Below are 19,166 nucleotides of genomic sequence, written 5' to 3' on the forward strand. Positions count from 1 at the left end.
CTACTCCCCTTTAACTACTTCTGCTTTTTCTTTGATTTTTTCTGGAATCGTGATCCCTAATTCTTTTGCTTTGTCTTCATTGATAATCATATCCCCATAATCAATCACGTTGACTGGTGTCGATGCAGGTTTTGATTTGCCGCTTAGAACATCTGCCGCCATTTTTCCAGATTCCACACCTAGCTCAAATTGATTCTGACCGACTGTCGCAATTCCGCCTTCTTTTACCATATTGTCTACGGATACAAATACTGGTTTTTTCGCTTTATCTGATTCATTGATCATCGTTTGAAAAGCACTGGCAATCGTGTTGTCTTGTGGAATGTATAAATAGTCGGTTTCTTGACAAGCTTGCTGTGTGATTTGAGCGATATCGTTACTTGAGCTGATTGCATATTTCTTCACGGTTAAGCCATCTTTTGTTGCGCGTTTTTCCGCTCGATCAATTTGTGATTTAGAATTTTCTTCTGAAGATGAATAGATCATACCGACTGTTTTCGCCTCTGGAAACATTTCCATCGCCATATCTAATTGCTGATCAACCGGTGTTAAATTATTGACTCCAGTGATATTTCCACCTGGCTTCTCAAGGTCTGTTACGAGGCCCGCGCCGATCGGATCGCTGATGGCTGACATAATAATCGGTGTATCACTGGTCGCGTTTGCCAATGCTTTAGCAGCTGGTGTTGCAACTCCGATTAATACATCGGAGTTTTTTTCTAATAATTGCTGACTCATACTGTTTAATTTGCTTTGGTCGCCTTGACCGTTTAAAAATTCGATTTTGATATTTTTACCGTCTTCAAAGCCTTCATCTTTTAGGCCTTTGATCACTCCGTCTTTGATTTGATCTAACGATGGATGACTAATGAATTGTAAAATTCCGACAGTTTTCAGTTCTTCTTTATTATCTGTTGCCGCGCCTGTTTGACGTGATCCCATTTGATAAGCAAAAACCCCGATTAATACAACTGCTAACGCGATGATTGATCCGATAATCCCTTTATTTTTCATGATAATTTCCTCCGATTTTTGTTTTTTAATGTATGCTTTTTCGATTTGCTAGTTGATTTAGAAAACAGTAAAGGACAACTACCTAAATATTTAACGGTAGTTGTCCTCGAAAAAAACAAAAACCGCATAGATGGTCTCTATGCGGGAATAAGCATGAAAAATATCCAGCATAGATACAAGATTTAGAAGTTGTCTAAACGTTGTATCTATGAGTGAATTCATAAATACAACTTATCTACGCCAGTTTTGCCAGCTATTTAATTGATTAGATAAGTTTGCGTGTTTCATGAATGTCACTCCTTTTTTAATGTTGAAGTTAGTTTAGCGGAAAAAAAATCAGGTGTCAACTCTTTTTATTAAAAAATGCTCATTTATTTTATTCGAAATCTCATTTTATTTTTTTAGCTTCCACATCGGCAATCGATTTAACTCAGGAATGAACTCATGATTTAAATCCTTTAGACTCTCCACCACAAAGCGATTTTTTTCTTTGCCATTGTGGAAGAAAATAAAGGTTACCTGTCTCGGATCTAGCTGATACTTTTCAGCAATCGTTTCACTATCATAGACGATCGGATAATAATAAAATTGACGGTTTAGCATAGGATTTTGTTCGGGATCATCAAGAATCGTCATGACATTGTTGAAGGATGTTCCATCTGGCTGGCTAAACATAATGGATATGGCTTTGGTCTCTTTTATTTTTTGATCCACCTTTTGATATTCAAGTGGAATGAGATGGTCTGATTTTAAAGAATCAAATACAAGCTCATTTAGTTGGTCTTGTCGAATCACCTTTTGTGCGAAAGCTGCAGAAGTTGAAAAAATGATTGCAAAGACAACAAGACTTGCTGCAATTAATAAGGATCGGCGTTCATTTTCTGATACAACAATAATAAATTTACGCCAAAAAATAAGGATTTTTTCTTTAACTATCGCTAAATATCTTTCCATAATAACGCCTCCTTGCTTATCATTATATTATTTTTACCTTAAGAGCGCTACCACCAGCGATCATTTTGGCTTTTTTTGCGTATTGGAGTTGAAAAAATCTGTTCTATATTGGATTGTTAGCGTTTTATTTTAATGCTATTATAATAATAACAATTGATTTCGGGGAGGTTTTAAGATGAGCAGTATTGAACATTTTTCGCACAAGGATATCAATAAAAAGAATCGACTTTTTTCGAATATTCGCAGTGTGATCGAGACAGCTTTTTATGGAAATAATGTGACGCGAATTCGTCACCTAACGGATGCCTATGCGTTGGCAAAGTCTAGTCCTGGAACGATCACCACTGATCTTGATGTTGCCTACACCAGTCGATTGCAGTTGCCTACTGATGCTAAGGTATTAGTCACAAATGATGGCAAGATTGTTGGACGAACAGCAGCCGCACGTCGAATTATTGGGCAAGAAGGAATTGATGCTGATTTTTATAGTGAGCTTTTACGAGAAGCAGTCTTTCAGGCAAGATCGAAGAAGTTCTATTCTGGGGAAGTCATCGTGGGTCTAGATGAAGAGTTTACGGTCAAATCACATTTGATGGTTCCTGCAGATTATAGCCCGAACCTCTACTCCTATTTATTGAATTTTCAAATTGGCGATGCGAAACACCTTTTCTATCAGCAATCGGACGAAATCTATACTGGAGATATCTTCATCTTTGCTGACCCGGACTGGGAGCATCCTGATTTTCCTGATGGTGTGGTGGTGATTGATCCATTACATAATTGTGCAGGAATTCTCGGGCTACGCTATTTTGGCGAGCTGAAGAAAGCGACGTTGACACTTGCTTGGGCAACTGCTCATCGCAATGGTTTTATCGCTTGTCATGGCGGTATGAAACAGTATCTATTAGAAGATAAAAAATACACGATGGCGGCTTTTGGATTGTCTGGATCAGGCAAGTCAACGATTACTTTAGCTAAACCAAAAAATAAAGGCGAAGTTCATGTTCTGCATGACGATGCGTTTGTCATTTCGAAGGATAGGGGCTCGACTACTGCGCTAGAACCTGCTTATTTTGACAAAACACAGGATTATCCGATGTCTAGTGAACAGATCAAATATATTGTTACGGCACAAAATGTTGGTGTGACCTTAGATGAAGAAAATAAGAAAGTGCTAGTGACTGAAGATATCCGAAATGGAAATGGTCGTAGCATCAAGAGTCGCTACGCAACGCCAAATCGAGTGGATCATATCGATGAAAAAGTCGACGGACTGTTTTGGATAATGAAGGATGACAGCCTTCCGCCAGTAATCAAAATCGAAGATCCTTCCCTTGCAGCGGTTTTTGGGGCGACATTGGCTACGAAGCGTTCAACTGCAGAAAATGTCGTTGGTGAAGTTGCCGATCAATTAGTCATTGAGCCCTTTGCAAATCCGTTCCGCTGTTATCCCTTACAGGAAGATTATCAGGATTTCAAAGACCTGTTCCAGAAGAAAAAGACGGATTGCTATATTTTGAATACCGGTGACTTTAAAGGACGGAAAGTGACGCCAGAAGAAACCCTTGGCAGTATTGAAAAAATCATTGATGGCTCCGCTGAATTTAAACCCTTTGGTCCGCTAAAAGGGATCAGCTATTTACCGGTCAAAAAGCATGAGCCGGACTTTAATAGTCATCACTATTTGATTCATTTAATGACCCGACTTGAAACTCGTTTAGCCTTTGTTCAGTCTCGGAAAACTTATCAAGGCGGCTATGATCGCCTGCCTAATGAAGCGGAGCAATTACTTTTATACCTGCTGGATCAGCTTCATAATTACAAAGAAACTATTACTGTCTAAGTTTTTGCCGGTGACTTGCTTGGTCACTGGCGTTTTTTTGTTTATAATAGAGCTATTATGAATAGAAATGAGGGATAAAAAATGTCCTTTGATGGAGTTTTTGCCCATGCGATGGTACGAGAATTAAAGGATCAGCTCGTTACTGGAAGAATATCGAAGATCCACCAACCTTATGAAAATGAAGTTGTTTTAGTGATCCGAGCTCAAGGAAAGAATCGGCGCTTGCTGCTTTCAGCTCATCCAAGCTACGCGCGAATTCAATTAACTGAAATTGCTTATACAAATCCAGACAATCCGCCGAATTTTGTAATGATGCTGCGGAAGCATTTAGAAGGCGCGATTTTAGAAGATATTCATCAAGTCGAAAATGATCGTGTGGTTCACTTCACCTTCAGTAAGCGTGATGAATTAGGTGATTTACAAAATATCGTCCTGATCGTTGAGCTTATGGGACGTCACTCAACGATTGTCCTGTTGAATAAGCAAACAGGAAAAATTCTTGATGCCATCAAGCATATTGGGCATTCACAGAATACCTACCGCTCCATCCTTCCCGGCAGCGAATATATTGAACCGCCGAAGCAAGAGCAGCTGAATCCATTTCACGCAACCAAGGAGCAAGTGTTCAAGATTCTTTCAACTGCCGAAACGTTGGATGGACGATATTTGCAGCAAAATTTCCAAGGATTGGGCCGCGACACCGCCGAGGAATTGGCTTATCGTATTGGCGAACGACCAAATGAAAAAATGGTTGTTTGGGCTGATTTTTGGGAAACAGTTCAATCCGAACTTACACCGACATTGGGACTCAAAAATAAAAAGGAATTCTTTGCACCGTTGGACTTTGAAACCTTCGAAGAAAGTACCGTATACGATAGTTTGAGCGCTTTGCTGGATGCTTTTTATGGGGAAAAAGCCGAAAAAGATCGCGTGAAGCAATTAGGAAATGACTTGATTCGCAAAGTTGAAAATGAGATCAAACGCAATCAGACAAAACTGGCTAAACGTGAAAAAACGTTAAGCGATTCTGAAAATGCCGAAGAATTCCGTCGCGATGGTGAATTACTGACCACCTTTATGGCGCAAGTTCCACGGGGAGCGGAAAGCATTGAATTACAGAATTATTATGAGGACAATGCGCCAATAACCATCAAATTGAATCCCGCATTAACCCCTAATCAAAACGCACAGAAGTACTTCCAGAAATACCAAAAGCTGAAAAATGCGGTCAAATTGATTTACGATCAAATTGCTGAGGCTAAAGACGAAATTGCCTACCTCGAATCCGTCCTAGCTCAATTAGAAATCGCTGGGCCGATGGATATTGAGGTCATCAAAGAAGAGCTGATTGCCAGCGGCTACTTAAAGAAAAAGCGCAGCAAGAAAAATCGCAAACAGGCCCCTTCTAAACCCGAGCGCTTTGTCGCGAGTGATGGCACAGAAATCTTCGTTGGGAAAAATAATCTGCAAAATGATCAACTGACCTTGAAGCAAGCACGAAAAAGTGATATTTGGCTGCATGCCAAAAACATCCCTGGCTCGCATGTCATAGTAAAAGATGACGCACCTAGTGAAGAAACGTTGCTGGAAGCTGCTGAATTGGCAGCCTACTTCTCAAAATTCCGGCAATCGGCACAGGTCCCGGTTGATTATGTCGCAGTTAAACATGTTCATAAACCGAATGGTGCTAAACCGGGATTCGTGATTTATGAAAATCAAAAAACATTGTTCGTAACACCAGAAGAATCAGTTATTGAGCAATTACGAAAAAATGGAACAGCCTAATCTGGCTGCTCCATTTTTTTGTTAGATTAGTCTTTTGTCAACTTCGTACGGATTTTAACTCCTAAGATTTCTAAGAAGAAATTGAAAATTGGAATACCCACGATCAATCCCCATACACCTAAAAATTTTTCACTGACTAATAAAATAACGAAAGTATAAAAAATCGGTAGCTTTGTCCGGCTCGACATAAACTTTGGATTCAAAATATAGGCCTCAATACAATGAACCACCACAATCAAAATTAATACATAAATGACGGTCTGAATCCCTCCTGTTGAATAAGCAATTAGCGTTAATGGAATACAAGAAAAAATCACTCCGGCAACAGGGATTAAGCTCAAGAAGAAAATCATGATCGCTAATGTTGGCAATTGTGTAAAACCAATCAGACCTAGACCAACTGTGGTAATTACTGTATTGACGATCGCAATCAGTAATTGAACCTCTACGACAACACCGAATGTTTCAACGAAGACTCTGGCAAAGTAAAACAAATCCTGGAAAAACCACGCATAATTACTACTCAGAAAATTCTTTGAAAATAGGATCGTTTTCTCTTTTTCTACCATGAAGAAAAAGCTCAATATAAACGAGACAATAAAAGCGATGGCTAAGCGACCAACATTTTGTAATTGTTCCAAAATAATTCCAGCACCGCTTTCAACCTTATCCTGCCAGTTATGATTCTTAAAATAACTAGAAATGAAGTTCGTTACCACGTCAGAATTGAATTCTTTATGCTGATAAAAATGAACGATTGAATTATAAGTCGAGACGACTTGATCGATCAAAATGGTTGAATATCTTGAGATTAAAAGATATAAAAGCCACAATTCAAACAGATAAAGAATGGTCGCCAGCAAGAATGTCGGAGCCTTGATATAGCGTTGAATAAATTTGACAATCTTAACGGAAATCAATGTAAAAATGAAAGTTAATAGGATGGGTGTCATAAAATCTCTGACTAAAAATAAAATGAAGATAACCAGTGCTAAGACTGTGAATCTTCGTAATCGAGTATTGCTTACAAATTTCTCATACATATTGGACCCTCTTATTCGTATTGATGTTTAATTTGCCTTTAGAAGAATCATTCTATTCGATAGTCGAAAAAGTTAAATAGGCTATCTTCTAAAAACTTCTGAAAATACTATACCATTAAACCTCATTTTCAGCTTCTAATATACTTTTCAATAGTATTAAATTTGATAGCTAGATCGTCATTTTTCTGATGCTTAACGTCTTTTTTGAAATATGAAAAAAACCGGTAGAATTACTTCTACCAGTCTCAAAAATAACTTATACTACTGACTTTGCCAATCAGCAGGATAGGTAACATAGATGAACCGTGCATCTCCGGTCACTGAAAACTTTATGCTGCTGCTTTTAGGGATAAAAATAATTTCGCCAGCTTTAGCAGATATTGTCCTGCCATCAATAACTACATCTAATTGACCAGAGATGATATAATCCACCTCATCGTATTCTAAAGTCCAATCAAATGTAGTGTCTTTCATTACCATTAATCCACAACCCAAACGAGGGCTTTCTTGAAGAGATACTAGATCTTTTGTATAAACGATGTCAGCGGGATTACCTGTGTCTAAACGATCCTCTTCCGCTACTTCAATTTCCGGTAATTTAATAGATAAAATGCCGCTTGGATCGACATTTTTTGTTGGCATCAAGTTTTCCATTACTAATTTCCGAATCAATTTTTCGAGCATTTCTTGATTCATTTCTGTCATTGTTTACCCCTCCTTCTTACCTAACACGCGATTTGCCATGAACATCCCTACAAAAATAGCAGTGATGCCAGCCACTAATTTGCCTACCATCATTGGAAAAATCATTTCTTTAGCAACACCTGCTGTAAACCCAAGATGATCTCCTAGCACGAAGGCAGCAGAAACGGCAAATGCCACATTGATAATTTTTCCTCTTTGATCCATATCTTTCATCATTTGGAACATCGGGATACTATTGGCTAAAGTAGCGACTAAACCTGCGGCCGCCACTTCGTTCATTCCCATGGCTTCTCCCAGTTTTAATAAGGGTTTACTAAAGACTTTGGTAATGACAGCTACTAAACAAAACGCTCCAGATAGAGTCAAAGCGATCCCACCAACTACTTCAATTCCTTCTGTAACTGGAGTAATTCCTTTGATAACGGTAATACCGACCAATTGTTGGATAGCGCCAATAACCAATCCGAAGATCGCTGCCGTTACCACGCCTTTTCCAAAAATTGTGAACCCCTTGATCATCCCTTTTGGCGCAAACCATAGACCAATCATGATTAATACAGCAAAAATTACGATCGGAATCAAATTGACTAAAATCATTCCAATAGGCATCCCCGCAGCTAGACCACCAGCCAAACACCCGATTGGAATTGTTACCATACCGCTTAATACACCAGTAGCTAAAAATTGTTGATCTTCTTTTTCAATGATTCCTAAAGCAACTGGAATTGTGAACACGATCGTTGGCCCCATCATGGCTCCTAAGATTGTTCCTGCAAAAAGACCCGCTTGCGGATCAACAGCCATCTGTTGTGCTAAAGCAAAACCACCCATATCATTTGCTAAAATAGTTGTCGCGAACATCGATGGATCAGCACCAAGCATACTGTATAAAGGAACGACAATTGGGCTTAATAAATTTGCCAAAATGGGGGCTAAGGTGATGATCCCAACCATTGATAATGCCAGCGACCCCATCGCCATGATTCCTTCTTCAAACTGCTCCCCTAATCCTAACTTCCCACCGATTACATGATCGACCGCACCAATGATCATGAAGACAACCATGATATACATAATTATTTCATTTATACTCATTCTCATCTCTCCTTGAATTATTTGTCTCCACCGAATCAACCACTCCAACAATCATGGCATCTATCGGGATTCCTTCATTTTCCGCGGAAATTCTTGCTGCCATTCCCTGCGTAATCAATACGAGGTCGCCAATTCCTGCTCCTGCATTGTCTGCAGCAACTAATAGTCCTTCTGCTTGTTCTAAGTTCATATTCCAAGTTTTTACCAGCATAAATTTAGAGCCATTTAATTTTTCATCTTTCCGTGTTGCCCATAAACTTCCTGTCACTTTTCCCAGCAGCATCCGCTTCTCCCCCAATCTGAATATTCATCTCTTGAACATAATCTTCAGCCAGAGGTGTCAACCGGCTGCCTTCAGGAATGACTAAAGAGTTCGTTTCTTTAGTCAATTCAATTAAATCTTTTTGTGTTAAGTATTTCGCTCGCTTGAAGGGGCTATCCTTGCTTTTTTGCTTGTGTATCCATTGATCGATTTTATCGATAGAAAATTCAAAGTCTAGACCAAATTGAACAGTTTCTTTTTTTAGTGCATCATATTTTTTTAATAACGCGAATTTCGCTTGTTTCTTCAATTTATTGTGATCGACTTCACTAGCCAGTACCCAAACTGGTTTTCCCTTTATTAAAAACCGAAGAATTGTTGCAGTTGTAGGATCGATCTCCTGAAGATTGGCTACAGCTGCAAGCTGCGATAAGGATAATGAGTTGACTAGAAGGGCACTTGCTGTAGGAGTATCAGTCTGTACCCAGTTCACTTTAGTGGAAAGACCTTCGATGACTGCTTTTGGGTACTCGCCAATTTGCCGAAGCAAAGCAATTGAAAGAGTTACGTCCGTTGTAGGAAGGCGAACGGGTTTTAGAACTTCTCGCGTTACTTTTTCAATGATGATTTCGATTTCATTTATCTTCATTACTGGCAATCTCCTATTTTACTATCACTCCCGTAACACCTTTCTTATATCCACAAGCGTTTGCCTCGTCATAATCAATATGCATGGCTGTAGCGAATTTTGAACTGACCCGAATTACCACGTCATCAAAAATTAAGGAGCGCTCACTATTTATTCTGACCTTGACGATTTCCTTATTTGAGACCTGTTGCTTTTTTGCATCCTCTGGTGTCATATGGATATGTCTTTTGGCAACAATCAATCCTTTGGTTAATTGAACGACCTGATCCCCGTTTAACACGGTGATGCCAGGTGTTTGTTCAATCATGCCACTTTCTCGAATCGGTGTATCAATTCCTAGAATTCGTGCATCGGTTAATGAAACCTCCACCTGGGATTCGTTTCGTTCAGGACCTAGAATTACTACATTTTGGAACATTCCCTTTGGTCCAGCGATGGTCACTCGCTCTTTGCAAGCAAACTGCCCAGGTTGAGACAGTTTTTTTGCCTCAGTAAGCTGATAGCCTTCTCCAAAAAGCTGATCGACATGTGCTCTTGAGAGATGGACATGTCTTCCTGATGCTTCTACCGGAATTTGCGACTGTTGTGTTTCCTTTATTTTTTTTACAATTTCATCGACAAGTGCATCATATTGCTTCACATTTTCGCCTCCTTCATTCAAGAATCTTTTTTACTGGAACTCAAAAGCGCTGCAAAAGGCAGTACGCTTTTGAGTAAAATTATTCGTGTGTTTGCTAGGAGACTTACTCTTGAATCATTTTTGGTAGAATTGCATCAACTTCGGTATGAGGACGTGGGATCACATGAACAGACAGTAATTCTCCTACTCGCTCTGCCGCAGCGGCTCCTGCATCGGTGGCTGCTTTTACCGCTCCTACATCGCCGCGAACCATGACTGTCACCAATCCACCGCCAACCTGCTCTTTACCCATCAATGTTACGTTTGCTGCCTTCACCATAGCATCTGCTGCTTCTACTGCACCTACTAATCCTCTTGTTTCGATCATTCCTAAAGCGTTTGTACTAGACATTATTATTTCCTCCTAAAAGTTTATTGTTAAAATTTTTTCAAATTATTGTAACCGTGCTAAAATTTGTGACACCAACGTATTAATTAATTCTTCGTTAGCTGTTAATGGGGATACTTCCTCATTTGTCGCCGTCTCATTACTACGAATCTCTTCTAACTCTGTGGTTCCATAAGCAACCCGTCTTAAATTGAAAAGATGCTGCGGGCCAATGTTATCAGATGTTGAGCTTCCTCCGATGCTACCGCAGCCTAGTGTGAGAGCGGGTACTAGATTGGTCGTTCCGCCGATACCGCCTAGCGCTGCTGGCGTATTCACTAATAAACGCGAGACGGGTTTTTCTAAGCCAAAAGCCTGAATAACCTTCCTGTTTTCGGTGTGAATGACCATCGTATGTCCAGCGCCTTCTTCCTTCAAAATTTCTTTTGAAAGATCGCAGGCGGCTTGCCAATTTTCAACTGTATAAAAAGCGATGATCGGTGCTAATTTCTCTCTGGAATATGGATATTTTGGTCCGACATGTTTTTCGTTGGCCACGATTAAGCGGCAGCTCTTCGGAATAGTCAAACCTGAAAGATCGGCGATATGTTGAACAGATTTTCCGACTATTTGTGGATTCATTGTTCCATTTGGTCGTAGAATAAATTTGGCTAGTTTGGCTGCTTCTTCCTCAGATAGAAAATATGCTCCCTGCTGAACTAATTCAGCTCGAACCTCTTTTTCATTAGCCGTCTCCACAATAATCGACTGTTCGGAGGCACAAATCGTTCCGTTGTCGAAGGTTTTTGAATCCATAATTCGTTTGACTGCTAGCTTGATATCAGCGCTGCGTTCGATATAGGCTGGTCCATTTCCAGGGCCAACCCCAATTGCTGGCGTGCCTGAAGAATAGGCCGCTTTAACCATGGCGTTACCGCCGGTTGCCAGAATCAAATTTGTGTCTTTATTGACCATAAGTTCATGGGTTCCTTCCATGGTAGGCATGGTCATAACGGATACACAGGCTTTTGGTATTCCTTCTTTTTCTAAAACTGTTTGAATAATTTTGACTGTCTCTGTGATGCAGCCTAACGCATTAGGATGTGGTGAAAAAATAATACTATTTGCTGCCTTAAGAGCAATCAGGGCTTTATAAATCACGGTTGATGTTGGGTTGGTTGAAGGAATCAAACCGACGATCACGCCTACTGGTACAGCTATCTCTGTAATTCTGTTTTCCACATCTTCTTTAATTACGCCAACTGTTCTCAGATCCTTAATATATTCATAAACTGTTTTTGACGCGAAGCTATTTTTGATCACTTTATCCTGCCAAATGCCAAAACCAGTTTCCTGATTAGCCATTTTCGCTAGTTTTTCCCGTTGGTTATAGGTTTCTTCAGAAATAGCCTGACAGATACGATCAATTTGTTGCTGTGACAAGCCCGCTAGTGTTTTTTGTGCTTTTTTGGCTTCATGGATCAAATTTCTAACTTCTTGAATCGATTGTAAATCTTTGTCGATTAATCCCAATCACTTTCACTCCCCTCGGATTCCATTAAAATAGCCTTGATTAAGCTCTCTTTTGTTGCAAATTTGATTTCCTTTTTCGTCAGTGATCGAAGGTTCATTTTATAGGCGATCGTTCGCAACTCAGAAACTTTTTTATCTACTAATTTTTTCTTCAACTCTTCATCTTCAACATTTTCGCGGATAATGGGCTGGTCGGGAATCTTTGCTTCTATAGTGGTTGCTTCAGCAGTTTCTTTCTCATTCATTTCTTGATGAGTCGTTTCTTCTGGTATTTCTTCACTATTCGTTTGAGAAGTTGTTTGTTCTGGCTCCCTCATCAAAGCTTTGGTTTGCTCATCTACACGAGCAATTACATGACTAGACAGAAGGCAATTTAAAATATTTGCCATTTGTGTCGCCGCCTCTACCGCTGCATTTACCGCCGCTACATCGCCAGTTAATTGAATGGTCGTTATACCGCCTCGAATGACTTCCGCGTTATTCAACGTTACATTGGCCGCCTTGAGTGCTGTATCGGCAACACTAACCGCTCCTAAATATCCACGGACTTCAATCATTCCTAGTGCTGTCATCTTGTATCACATCCTTAATAATCCTTGGGATCGGTTGCTACATTTTGAACATTTTGTGCGAATGCGTTACAAGCTGCTTTACAAGCTGATTGCGTACCAGATAACAAGGCGCCGCCGAAATTTGTTTCTGAGGGTGGGCCATAAAAGACCCCCATTTTTACATCTGCTGCTTTAAGAGCAGCGTCTAAACCTAGCATCGCTTCTAGTGGTGGCGCGATCAAGTAAGCGATCGCTTCTCCTTCAGTGATATTGGCTTCTTTGGATAGAAAACGGCCAGAACGTGAAATCACATGAGCAAAGTATGGAATGCTATCATCATCATTGGCACTGATAAAGCTCGCCTCATTTTCGATGACTTGAATAGCGATGGCTAAACCACTGCTCACTTCTGCTGGACTGGGACCAGCTAGGATCCCGATCACTTCACCCGCTAATTTTGTTGAAGCATTTCCAGCTCCTCCGTACATACTTTTAGCATAAACAACTTCGACTTCGGCAGCCTTCGTGGCTTCATCCAGTGCGACATAAGTCACATCATCGCAATCAGAAGTAATGATGCCCAATGATTTCATTCCTTTTGGCAGGTCAAACTGTTTTGCTAAGTCCTCGTCAGCATTGGCGATCATTTTTACACTTAGGACGTTTGCTCCTAAACGATCATTTCTCATTTTTTTCCCTCCTTCGGCTATTCCGCTTCCTTCAAATCAATTCCTGATTTCTTTTTCTGCAACATTTTATAGATCAGCTCGGCAATATAAGCACCTGCTTCAACGGCAGGAGTCCCGCCTTTATGAATATTGGAAATCACCGTTCGGCGCGCTTCTGGCATTCCTACTGTCGGACGATAAGCGATATAAGCACTCATGGATTCAGCGGTTACCAAACCAGGCCGCTCTCCAACAAGCAAGCAAACAACCTCTGCTTCGGTTAATTCCGCAATTTTATCCATTGCAGGAACTCGACAGTATTTAACAAATAGTACTTGGTCAAAATCCAGATCATACATTTTCAAGCCTTGTTTAATAGATGGGAGAATTTCTTTGACATTGGCTTCTATTGCCGCTGAGCTAAGTCCATCACCAACGACAATTTGTAATTTAGCGCCTTTTTGGCATTTGTCTTTGATCAGTTCGCAATTGGTTTCATCGAAAACTCGACCATAATCTGGTCTGGTTAAATACTCATCTTTACTTTGGCAAATGGTTTGAGTCGGAATTAAGTTCAACTCTTTAATTAATTCCTCTGAAACATCTGAAAACACTGCATCTTGTGCGGCAGCATGATCTGCGCGAAAGCGCAAGACGGATTGAGTCATATAACGTTGTCCCGCACGACCGACGCCGATGCGTGCCGGCGTAAAGGATTTCATTTTCAAATAGCCATCCGCATCATTTGGTTCAGTCACTAACAGTTGTTTTCTTAAATCGACTTCCGTAATGTCCGGGATACTACAGTTCTCATCAACGTTTTCGCATGCTTTATCATTTGCTGATTCCGAAACATTATTAATTGCTACTGCCGTATTTCCTTGCTGATCCACTAAATCGGTTAAAATTGATTCCACCATTTTCTTGATATCTTGTTCGTTCATTTTCTTCACCCTCTCTTATTTAAGAAATAATGAGGCATCGCCAGCTCGTTGAGTCAGCTTGCCATTTTCCATAATGCCCATTTTTTCCAACCATTCTTCAAACTCCTTGATTGGTCTTAAATTGAACATTTCGCGTATCGTCGCTGTTTCATGGAAGCCGGTGGTTTGGTAATTCAGCATGACATCATCCCCATGAGGAATTCCCATGATATACGTACAACCAGCTGAGGCCAGCAGGACGGTAAGATTTTCCATATCATTTTGATCAGCCTTCATGTGATTGGTATAGCAGACATCACAGCCCATTGAAATGCCTGTTAGCTTGCCCATAAAGTGATCTTCTAGACCTGCTCGAATAACCTGTTTGGAGTCATAAAGATATTCTGGCCCAATAAAGCCTACAACGGTGTTGACAATATATGGATCATATTTTTTAGCAAAACCGTAACAACGAGCTTCCATCGTAACCTGATCTGCCCCGAAGTTGGCTTCTGATGAAAGCTCAGAACCTTGTCCTGTTTCAAAATACATTACGTTTGGCCCTACCGCTTGTCCCTGCTGTAAAACTAAATCTCGTGCCTCTTGAATTAAACCGCCGCTAATTCCAAAGGCCGTGTTGCCCTTTTCTGAACCTGCAATTGATTGGAAGACTAGTCCTGTTGGAGCCCCTTGGCGAATCGCCTCCATTTGCGTCGTTACATGGGCGAGCACACAGGTCTGTGTCGGAATGTCCCATTCACTTCTGAATTCTTCAAACTTATTAAGGATACGCACGACACTTTCAGTTGAATCATCTACGGGATTTAGACCGATAACAGCATCACCGACACCGTATGACAATCCCTCCATGACCGAAGCCATGATTCCATCCACATTATCAGTAGGATGATTCGGCTGCAGACGAGCAGAAAATGTTCCTGTTTTTCCGATGGTGGTGTTCGCAGTTTTTTGGATTTTGATCTTCTTAGCACCAACAATCAAATCCATATTCGACATTAATTTACAAACCGCTGCTATCATTTCAGCTGTTAAACCTCTGGATATTCGTTTAATATCAAAGTCACCTGTTTTATCAGATAGAATCCATTCCCTAAGCTCCTCCACGGTCCAGTGTTTAATTGAATCAAAAATCTTAAGGTTGACTTGATCAACGATAATTCTCGTTACCTCGTCTTCATCATAATCAACAACTGGATGATTAAATAAATCCTCTAAAGTTAATTGCGCGAGAACTACTTTAGCAGCAATTCGTTCCTCGGAGCTCTCAGCCGCTACTCCTGCCAGCTTATCGCCGGATTTTTCTTCATTGGCTTTGGCTAGAACTTCCTTGACGCTTTGAAACTGATAAGTCTTACCAAAAAGCATGGTTTTCAAAATCATTTCTATTTCACTCCTTTTAATTAAATACTAGTGTTTTAACAATCACTGGCAGAACGGCTCCGCCAGCCATTGGTTTTCCGATATCAATATAATCGCCGTTTTCAACTAAGATCGAATCCAGACAGACAAATGGATAATTCCTTGGCAGCCGGGCATAGAGACTATGTCCTAGTGCTTTAGCCATATCTTCTTTGACGAGTACGATCAAAGGAAATTTTTCATCAATCATTGGCTTCAATCCTTTAACAATTCCGGCTGCGTATCTTTGAATTTCGATAAAACTGGGGTTCTTTTTCCCTTCAATAGCTAGAACGATTTGCGACAAATCGTCTTCCAACCGATGCCAGTTCAGTTTTTCCTTAATTTGAAGCGCCATCTGTTCTGTGTTTTGTGTTTCATCATTTCTCGAAAGCTTCAGAATCGGTAAATTTTTTAATGGCAATAACTTTTCTGTATAGGAAATGGTACTTCCGCTCACCTCAGCAGTATGAGAACCGGCTCCGACGACCGTTGCTCGAATGGTTTCTTCGGAAGGCAGGATCTCCAGCTCTGAAAATAATCTGGATTCTTTTAATTGCTGGCCTAACAATAAACCGATATCTCCGTATTTGAAGCAATCCTTTTCCTGACTTTCAAGACAATCTGCGACTCCGCCTGAAAATGTTAGAGAGGTAAGATCGTAATCCAGCTTTAAACCATGGTTAGTCATCAGCAAATCATAATAGACACTTTTTTCTCCTATTCCCACGCTGTTTTCAAGAACAGTTACTAACTCTGCAACGACCTTTTTCAACTCTTGCTTTTCTGCTGGTTGACCTTCTTCTATCAATAGCTTTTGCTCTTTGATGATTTGTTTGAGCTTTGGTGAAATGTATTGGATGATCTGTGTTTTTGAGTCTATTTTGATTAAGCGACCGCCAATATCAAAGCAAGCTGTATCTAACGTATCTCCGTCTCTAAAGGCTGCTAAATTTGTGGTTCCTCCACCAATATCTAAGTTGACAATGGTTCCTTTGTACTGCTTCGATAACTTCTCCGTTCCTGCCCCTTTTCCTGCAATAATGCTTTCCAAATCCGGTCCAGCAGTGGCTACTACGAAGTCTCCAGCATAACCGCTGAGTGCCTTCAACACTTTACTAGCATTTGTCTTTCTCGCCGTCTCACCTGTAATAATGACAGCACCCATTTGGATATCACCTTTTTCGATTCCTGCCTGTTTGTATTGTTCGGTCACGAATCGTTTGATGGGTTCATCATCGATTTCCTTTTGATTTATCAGAGGTGTAAAAATAATCTCACTACGATAAATGACTTTCTTCTCAGAAATCGTAATTCTGGGAACTGAGAAGGCAGATGCGTAATTTTCGATTGTCAGATCCGACAAGACTAGCTGCGTAGTTGATGTTCCTAAGTCGATGCCAACGGTTAACATTTTTTCTTTTCCCAAAACCTACCCTCCTGTCAAAACATAAAAAAGACGCTTAAAAAAGAGAAAATTTCTTTCCACTTTCTTAAGCGTCTTTGCTTAATTTTTAAACAACGTCAATGTTGTCATTTTCAAAGGTGAAACAGGCTTTTGTACCGTTTCTCCCCGATTCAATTTTTATCCTGCCTTTTAATTTATCCTTTACATAGCTAGTGATGATCATTAATCCAAGACTGTCGCCGTGATCCGCCTTTGGATCAAAGCCCTTCCCGTTATCCTCGACTGTAATGGAGATTAAACTCTTCTCCTTTTTGCCGATAATCCTTACTTGTCCCGATTGGTGGGAGTCAAAAGCATGATCGAACACATTTTGCAGCAATTCATTCACAATCAAAGAGATGGTGACCATTTCATCACTTAGAACCTGAATCTCCTGGTCAATATCTAAAGTCAAATCAATTTCTCGCTCTGGCGAACTTTGGATGATGTGACGAAAATTGAAGACAACTGCCTCCAGAGTTTGATACAGCGAAACTTGATCTTCAACCTGCTTAGAAAGTAATTCGTGAGAAGCCGCAATGGCCATAATCCGTGAAACGCTCTCCCGAAGAATTTTTTTGGCTTCTGTACTGCTAGTTCTTCTTTCTTGAATCCTTAATAAAGAGACGATCGACTGCAAATTATTCTTTACACGATGATGGATTTCTCTAATAACAACCGATTTGGAAATGATCTCGGCCTCTTTGCTTTTGACATCGGTATTGTCCTGGATAATGACTAATAATTTTCCGCCCTTTTCAATCCAGATCTTCTTAATGATAAAATAATAGCTCAAATAAGCTGTTTCATTTTCAATCGTTTGATTGGGAGCTTGCCGGCCGATTTGATACATGATGTAATCAAAGGTTGTGTAATCAAGGGTCAAATTATCGTAGTGCATATTCTTGATTCGATCTTTGTAGCCTAACCTGCGATAAAGGTTCTTCGCTTCTTTATTGCTAGAAATTAAAAATCCATACTTATCATAGACGAGTATCGCCTCAGGCAGCTGATTGACGAAGGATTGATCTAAATGACTTAGAGTTTCTGATGACGGAAGCCTATCAGAAATTCGATCATTGCTTTCTTTTATATCGTCTTCGGCTACCCCCTTTTCCAGAATGATCACGCCGATCGTTTTTCCGTTATTTTTAATTGGAAAAACCGATTGCTGAATTAAAATGTTTTCCTGGCTGACGGCCATGAGCTTCACCGAGTTTAAACCCGTTTCTAAGGTTCTCAATGCCCCCGGTTCATTTTTTAATAAGGCATCTTCGCCGACAATATCGCGTTTGTATAAGGATTTTTGAGTCTTTGGCCGCTTGTGATAAATCACCAATGCTTCTTTTTTCATTTCGTTATAAACATCGATGAACACATCGATTTCTTCGTAATGAGGATTCTTTTCAACCTGCTGAGCTGAATGAAGCAAGGCTTCGATGTCGTCAGGAGAAAGAGAGGTATATTCCTGACAAAGTTGAATCATTCCGGCATCACTCATCGTTTATCACAATCAATTCAGCAATTTCACTCATTGGACAACGCTTGTCCATGCTTAACTTACGAATCGTTTGGTAGGCTTCAGCTTCAGATAAGCCGTTTTCTTTACTCAAAATGCCTTTTGCTTTTTCGATGATTTTTCGCTCGTCTAATTTTGTCTTTAATTTTTCGACCTGCTTGATTAAATCTTGAGTTTCTTTACCACGAGCAATACTCATTTCCAACGTTGGGATCAATGATTTTTCATCTAAGGGTTTTACCAGATAGCCAATTGCGCCAAGATTCTTTGCTTTGGTCGTATTTTCAACATCACTGTAGGCTGATAGAAACACAATGCTGCTGGCTGTATTGTCCTGAATAATTTTTTTTCCTGCTTTTAGTCCATCTAAAACGGGCATTTGAATATCCATTAAAACAACATCCGGGCGCGTTTTCTTACAAATCTCAATGACTTCAAAACCATCTGCTGCTTCGCCAACGACTTCGTAGCCCGCTCCTTGCAGAATATCGCGAATATCAAATCTTGTAATTGGCTCATCATCCACTATTACAACTCTTCCATTCATCCCTTCACATCCTTACATTTTTTCAAGAATCCGCCTACTTCCCTTGTGCAAAAATAATCTCTAGTGATCTATCTAACAAACCTCATTAAAAAGTACGCGAAATTTCTTTTTTGTACTTCAACAAGTGCTCCTTTATGAGAGAAAAATAAATAAAGTAGACATAAAAAGCTCCCAAAATAAAAAACAATAACAAAATGTCTGT

Annotated in this window: 19 protein-coding genes; 2 read left to right on the plus strand and 17 right to left on the minus strand. The window is 40.1% G+C overall.

Annotation, left to right across the window (positions count from 1 at the left end; all coding sequences use genetic code 11):
* Positions 1–1,014 carry a tryptophan ABC transporter substrate-binding protein gene (trpX, locus tag IGI52_RS03740; protein WP_304569847.1) on the minus strand — a complete coding sequence of 338 codons (1,014 nt, stop codon included), beginning with the start codon at positions 1,012–1,014 and terminating at the stop codon, positions 1–3.
* Positions 1,015–1,407: 393 nt separating this feature from the next.
* Positions 1,408–1,968, minus strand: coding sequence for a hypothetical protein (locus tag IGI52_RS03745; RefSeq protein WP_438780522.1), 561 nt, complete (start codon positions 1,966–1,968; stop codon positions 1,408–1,410).
* 175 nt (positions 1,969–2,143) lie between these two features.
* Here IGI52_RS03745 and IGI52_RS03750 point away from each other — a divergent pair, with 175 nt between their 5' ends.
* Positions 2,144–3,811: a phosphoenolpyruvate carboxykinase (ATP) gene (locus IGI52_RS03750; protein ID WP_438780523.1), complete on the plus strand. Its 1,668-nt coding sequence runs from the start codon at positions 2,144–2,146 to the stop codon at positions 3,809–3,811.
* 81 nt (positions 3,812–3,892) lie between these two features.
* Positions 3,893–5,596, plus strand: coding sequence for a fibronectin-binding protein EfbA (efbA, locus tag IGI52_RS03755; RefSeq protein ID WP_438780524.1), 1,704 nt, complete (start codon positions 3,893–3,895; stop codon positions 5,594–5,596).
* Between the two features lie 26 nt (positions 5,597–5,622).
* Here the strand turns inward: efbA and IGI52_RS03760 are convergent, their stop codons facing one another.
* The 15 genes from IGI52_RS03760 to IGI52_RS03830 all read right to left on the minus strand — a co-directional run bounded on the left by IGI52_RS03760 (position 5,623) and on the right by IGI52_RS03830 (position 18,964).
* Positions 5,623–6,639, minus strand: coding sequence for an AI-2E family transporter (locus tag IGI52_RS03760; protein ID WP_438780525.1), 1,017 nt, complete (start codon positions 6,637–6,639; stop codon positions 5,623–5,625).
* A gap of 261 nt (positions 6,640–6,900) precedes the next feature.
* Entirely contained in the window at positions 6,901–7,344 is a 444-nt protein-coding gene (locus tag IGI52_RS03765) for a cupin domain-containing protein (RefSeq protein WP_118367996.1), read from the minus strand.
* A 3-nt stretch (positions 7,345–7,347) separates the two neighbouring features.
* Positions 7,348–8,439 (minus strand): ethanolamine utilization protein EutH, encoded by a 1,092-nt coding sequence (eutH, locus tag IGI52_RS03770; protein WP_438780526.1) that lies wholly within the window; start codon positions 8,437–8,439, stop codon positions 7,348–7,350.
* Positions 8,426–8,722, minus strand: a complete 297-nt coding sequence (locus IGI52_RS03775) for a EutN/CcmL family microcompartment protein (RefSeq protein ID WP_127979090.1) — start codon at positions 8,720–8,722, stop codon at positions 8,426–8,428. The genes eutH and IGI52_RS03775 overlap by 14 nt, the downstream gene beginning before the upstream one ends.
* Positions 8,673–9,350: an ethanolamine utilization protein gene (locus IGI52_RS03780; RefSeq protein ID WP_438780527.1), complete on the minus strand. Its 678-nt coding sequence runs from the start codon at positions 9,348–9,350 to the stop codon at positions 8,673–8,675. The genes IGI52_RS03775 and IGI52_RS03780 overlap by 50 nt, the downstream gene beginning before the upstream one ends.
* Before the next feature lie 13 nt (positions 9,351–9,363).
* Positions 9,364–9,990, minus strand: a complete 627-nt coding sequence (gene eutD, locus IGI52_RS03785; RefSeq protein ID WP_127979092.1) for an ethanolamine utilization phosphate acetyltransferase EutD — start codon at positions 9,988–9,990, stop codon at positions 9,364–9,366.
* 103 nt (positions 9,991–10,093) lie between these two features.
* Entirely contained in the window at positions 10,094–10,381 is a 288-nt protein-coding gene (locus IGI52_RS03790) for a BMC domain-containing protein (protein WP_016180229.1), read from the minus strand.
* Positions 10,382–10,423: 42 nt separating this feature from the next.
* Complete coding sequence (locus IGI52_RS03795) at positions 10,424–11,890, minus strand: acetaldehyde dehydrogenase (acetylating) (protein ID WP_438780528.1); 1,467 nt, start codon at positions 11,888–11,890, stop codon at positions 10,424–10,426.
* A complete protein-coding gene (locus IGI52_RS03800; RefSeq protein ID WP_438780529.1) occupies positions 11,881–12,462 on the minus strand; it encodes a BMC domain-containing protein in 582 nt (193 codons plus the stop codon). Before IGI52_RS03800 ends, IGI52_RS03795 begins: the two co-directional genes overlap by 10 nt.
* 14 nt (positions 12,463–12,476) lie before the next feature.
* Positions 12,477–13,130: an ethanolamine utilization microcompartment protein EutL gene (gene eutL / locus IGI52_RS03805; protein ID WP_438780530.1), complete on the minus strand. Its 654-nt coding sequence runs from the start codon at positions 13,128–13,130 to the stop codon at positions 12,477–12,479.
* A gap of 17 nt (positions 13,131–13,147) precedes the next feature.
* The gene (gene eutC, locus IGI52_RS03810; RefSeq protein WP_438780531.1) at positions 13,148–14,053 is read right to left on the minus strand and encodes an ethanolamine ammonia-lyase subunit EutC; all 906 of its coding nucleotides are present in this window, start codon (positions 14,051–14,053) and stop codon (positions 13,148–13,150) included.
* Between the two features lie 15 nt (positions 14,054–14,068).
* Entirely contained in the window at positions 14,069–15,433 is a 1,365-nt protein-coding gene (locus IGI52_RS03815) for an ethanolamine ammonia-lyase subunit EutB (RefSeq protein WP_438780532.1), read from the minus strand.
* A 16-nt stretch (positions 15,434–15,449) separates the two neighbouring features.
* Complete coding sequence (eutA, locus tag IGI52_RS03820; RefSeq protein WP_438782224.1) at positions 15,450–16,865, minus strand: ethanolamine ammonia-lyase reactivating factor EutA; 1,416 nt, start codon at positions 16,863–16,865, stop codon at positions 15,450–15,452.
* Between the two features lie 100 nt (positions 16,866–16,965).
* A complete protein-coding gene (locus IGI52_RS03825) occupies positions 16,966–18,399 on the minus strand; it encodes a sensor histidine kinase (protein WP_438780533.1) in 1,434 nt (477 codons plus the stop codon).
* Positions 18,392–18,964, minus strand: a complete 573-nt coding sequence (locus IGI52_RS03830) for an ANTAR domain-containing response regulator (RefSeq protein ID WP_016180218.1) — start codon at positions 18,962–18,964, stop codon at positions 18,392–18,394. The genes IGI52_RS03825 and IGI52_RS03830 overlap by 8 nt, the downstream gene beginning before the upstream one ends.
* Positions 18,965–19,166: the final 202 nt, after the last annotated feature.

The organism is Enterococcus sp. DIV0187, assembly GCF_051713785.1.
GTDB lineage: Bacteria > Bacillota > Bacilli > Lactobacillales > Enterococcaceae > Enterococcus_A > Enterococcus_A avium.

Coding starts and splice junctions, on each gene's coding strand:
- trpX (WP_304569847.1), bottom strand. CDS start 1,014: ATGAAAAATAAAGGGATTATCGGATCAATCATCGCGTTAGCAGTTGTA.
- IGI52_RS03745 (WP_438780522.1), bottom strand. CDS start 1,968: ATGGAAAGATATTTAGCGATAGTTAAAGAAAAAATCCTTATTTTTTGG.
- IGI52_RS03750 (WP_438780523.1), top strand. CDS start 2,144: ATGAGCAGTATTGAACATTTTTCGCACAAGGATATCAATAAAAAGAAT.
- efbA (WP_438780524.1), top strand. CDS start 3,893: ATGTCCTTTGATGGAGTTTTTGCCCATGCGATGGTACGAGAATTAAAG.
- IGI52_RS03760 (WP_438780525.1), bottom strand. CDS start 6,639: ATGTATGAGAAATTTGTAAGCAATACTCGATTACGAAGATTCACAGTC.
- IGI52_RS03765 (WP_118367996.1), bottom strand. CDS start 7,344: ATGACAGAAATGAATCAAGAAATGCTCGAAAAATTGATTCGGAAATTA.
- eutH (WP_438780526.1), bottom strand. CDS start 8,439: ATGAGTATAAATGAAATAATTATGTATATCATGGTTGTCTTCATGATC.
- IGI52_RS03775 (WP_127979090.1), bottom strand. CDS start 8,722: ATGCTGCTGGGAAAAGTGACAGGAAGTTTATGGGCAACACGGAAAGAT.
- IGI52_RS03780 (WP_438780527.1), bottom strand. CDS start 9,350: ATGAAGATAAATGAAATCGAAATCATCATTGAAAAAGTAACGCGAGAA.
- IGI52_RS03790 (WP_016180229.1), bottom strand. CDS start 10,381: ATGTCTAGTACAAACGCTTTAGGAATGATCGAAACAAGAGGATTAGTA.
- IGI52_RS03800 (WP_438780529.1), bottom strand. CDS start 12,462: ATGACAGCACTAGGAATGATTGAAGTCCGTGGATATTTAGGAGCGGTT.
- eutL (WP_438780530.1), bottom strand. CDS start 13,130: ATGAGAAATGATCGTTTAGGAGCAAACGTCCTAAGTGTAAAAATGATC.
- eutC (WP_438780531.1), bottom strand. CDS start 14,053: ATGAACGAACAAGATATCAAGAAAATGGTGGAATCAATTTTAACCGAT.
- IGI52_RS03815 (WP_438780532.1), bottom strand. CDS start 15,433: ATGATTTTGAAAACCATGCTTTTTGGTAAGACTTATCAGTTTCAAAGC.
- eutA (WP_438782224.1), bottom strand. CDS start 16,865: ATGTTAACCGTTGGCATCGACTTAGGAACATCAACTACGCAGCTAGTC.
- IGI52_RS03825 (WP_438780533.1), bottom strand. CDS start 18,399: ATGAGTGATGCCGGAATGATTCAACTTTGTCAGGAATATACCTCTCTT.
- IGI52_RS03830 (WP_016180218.1), bottom strand. CDS start 18,964: ATGAATGGAAGAGTTGTAATAGTGGATGATGAGCCAATTACAAGATTT.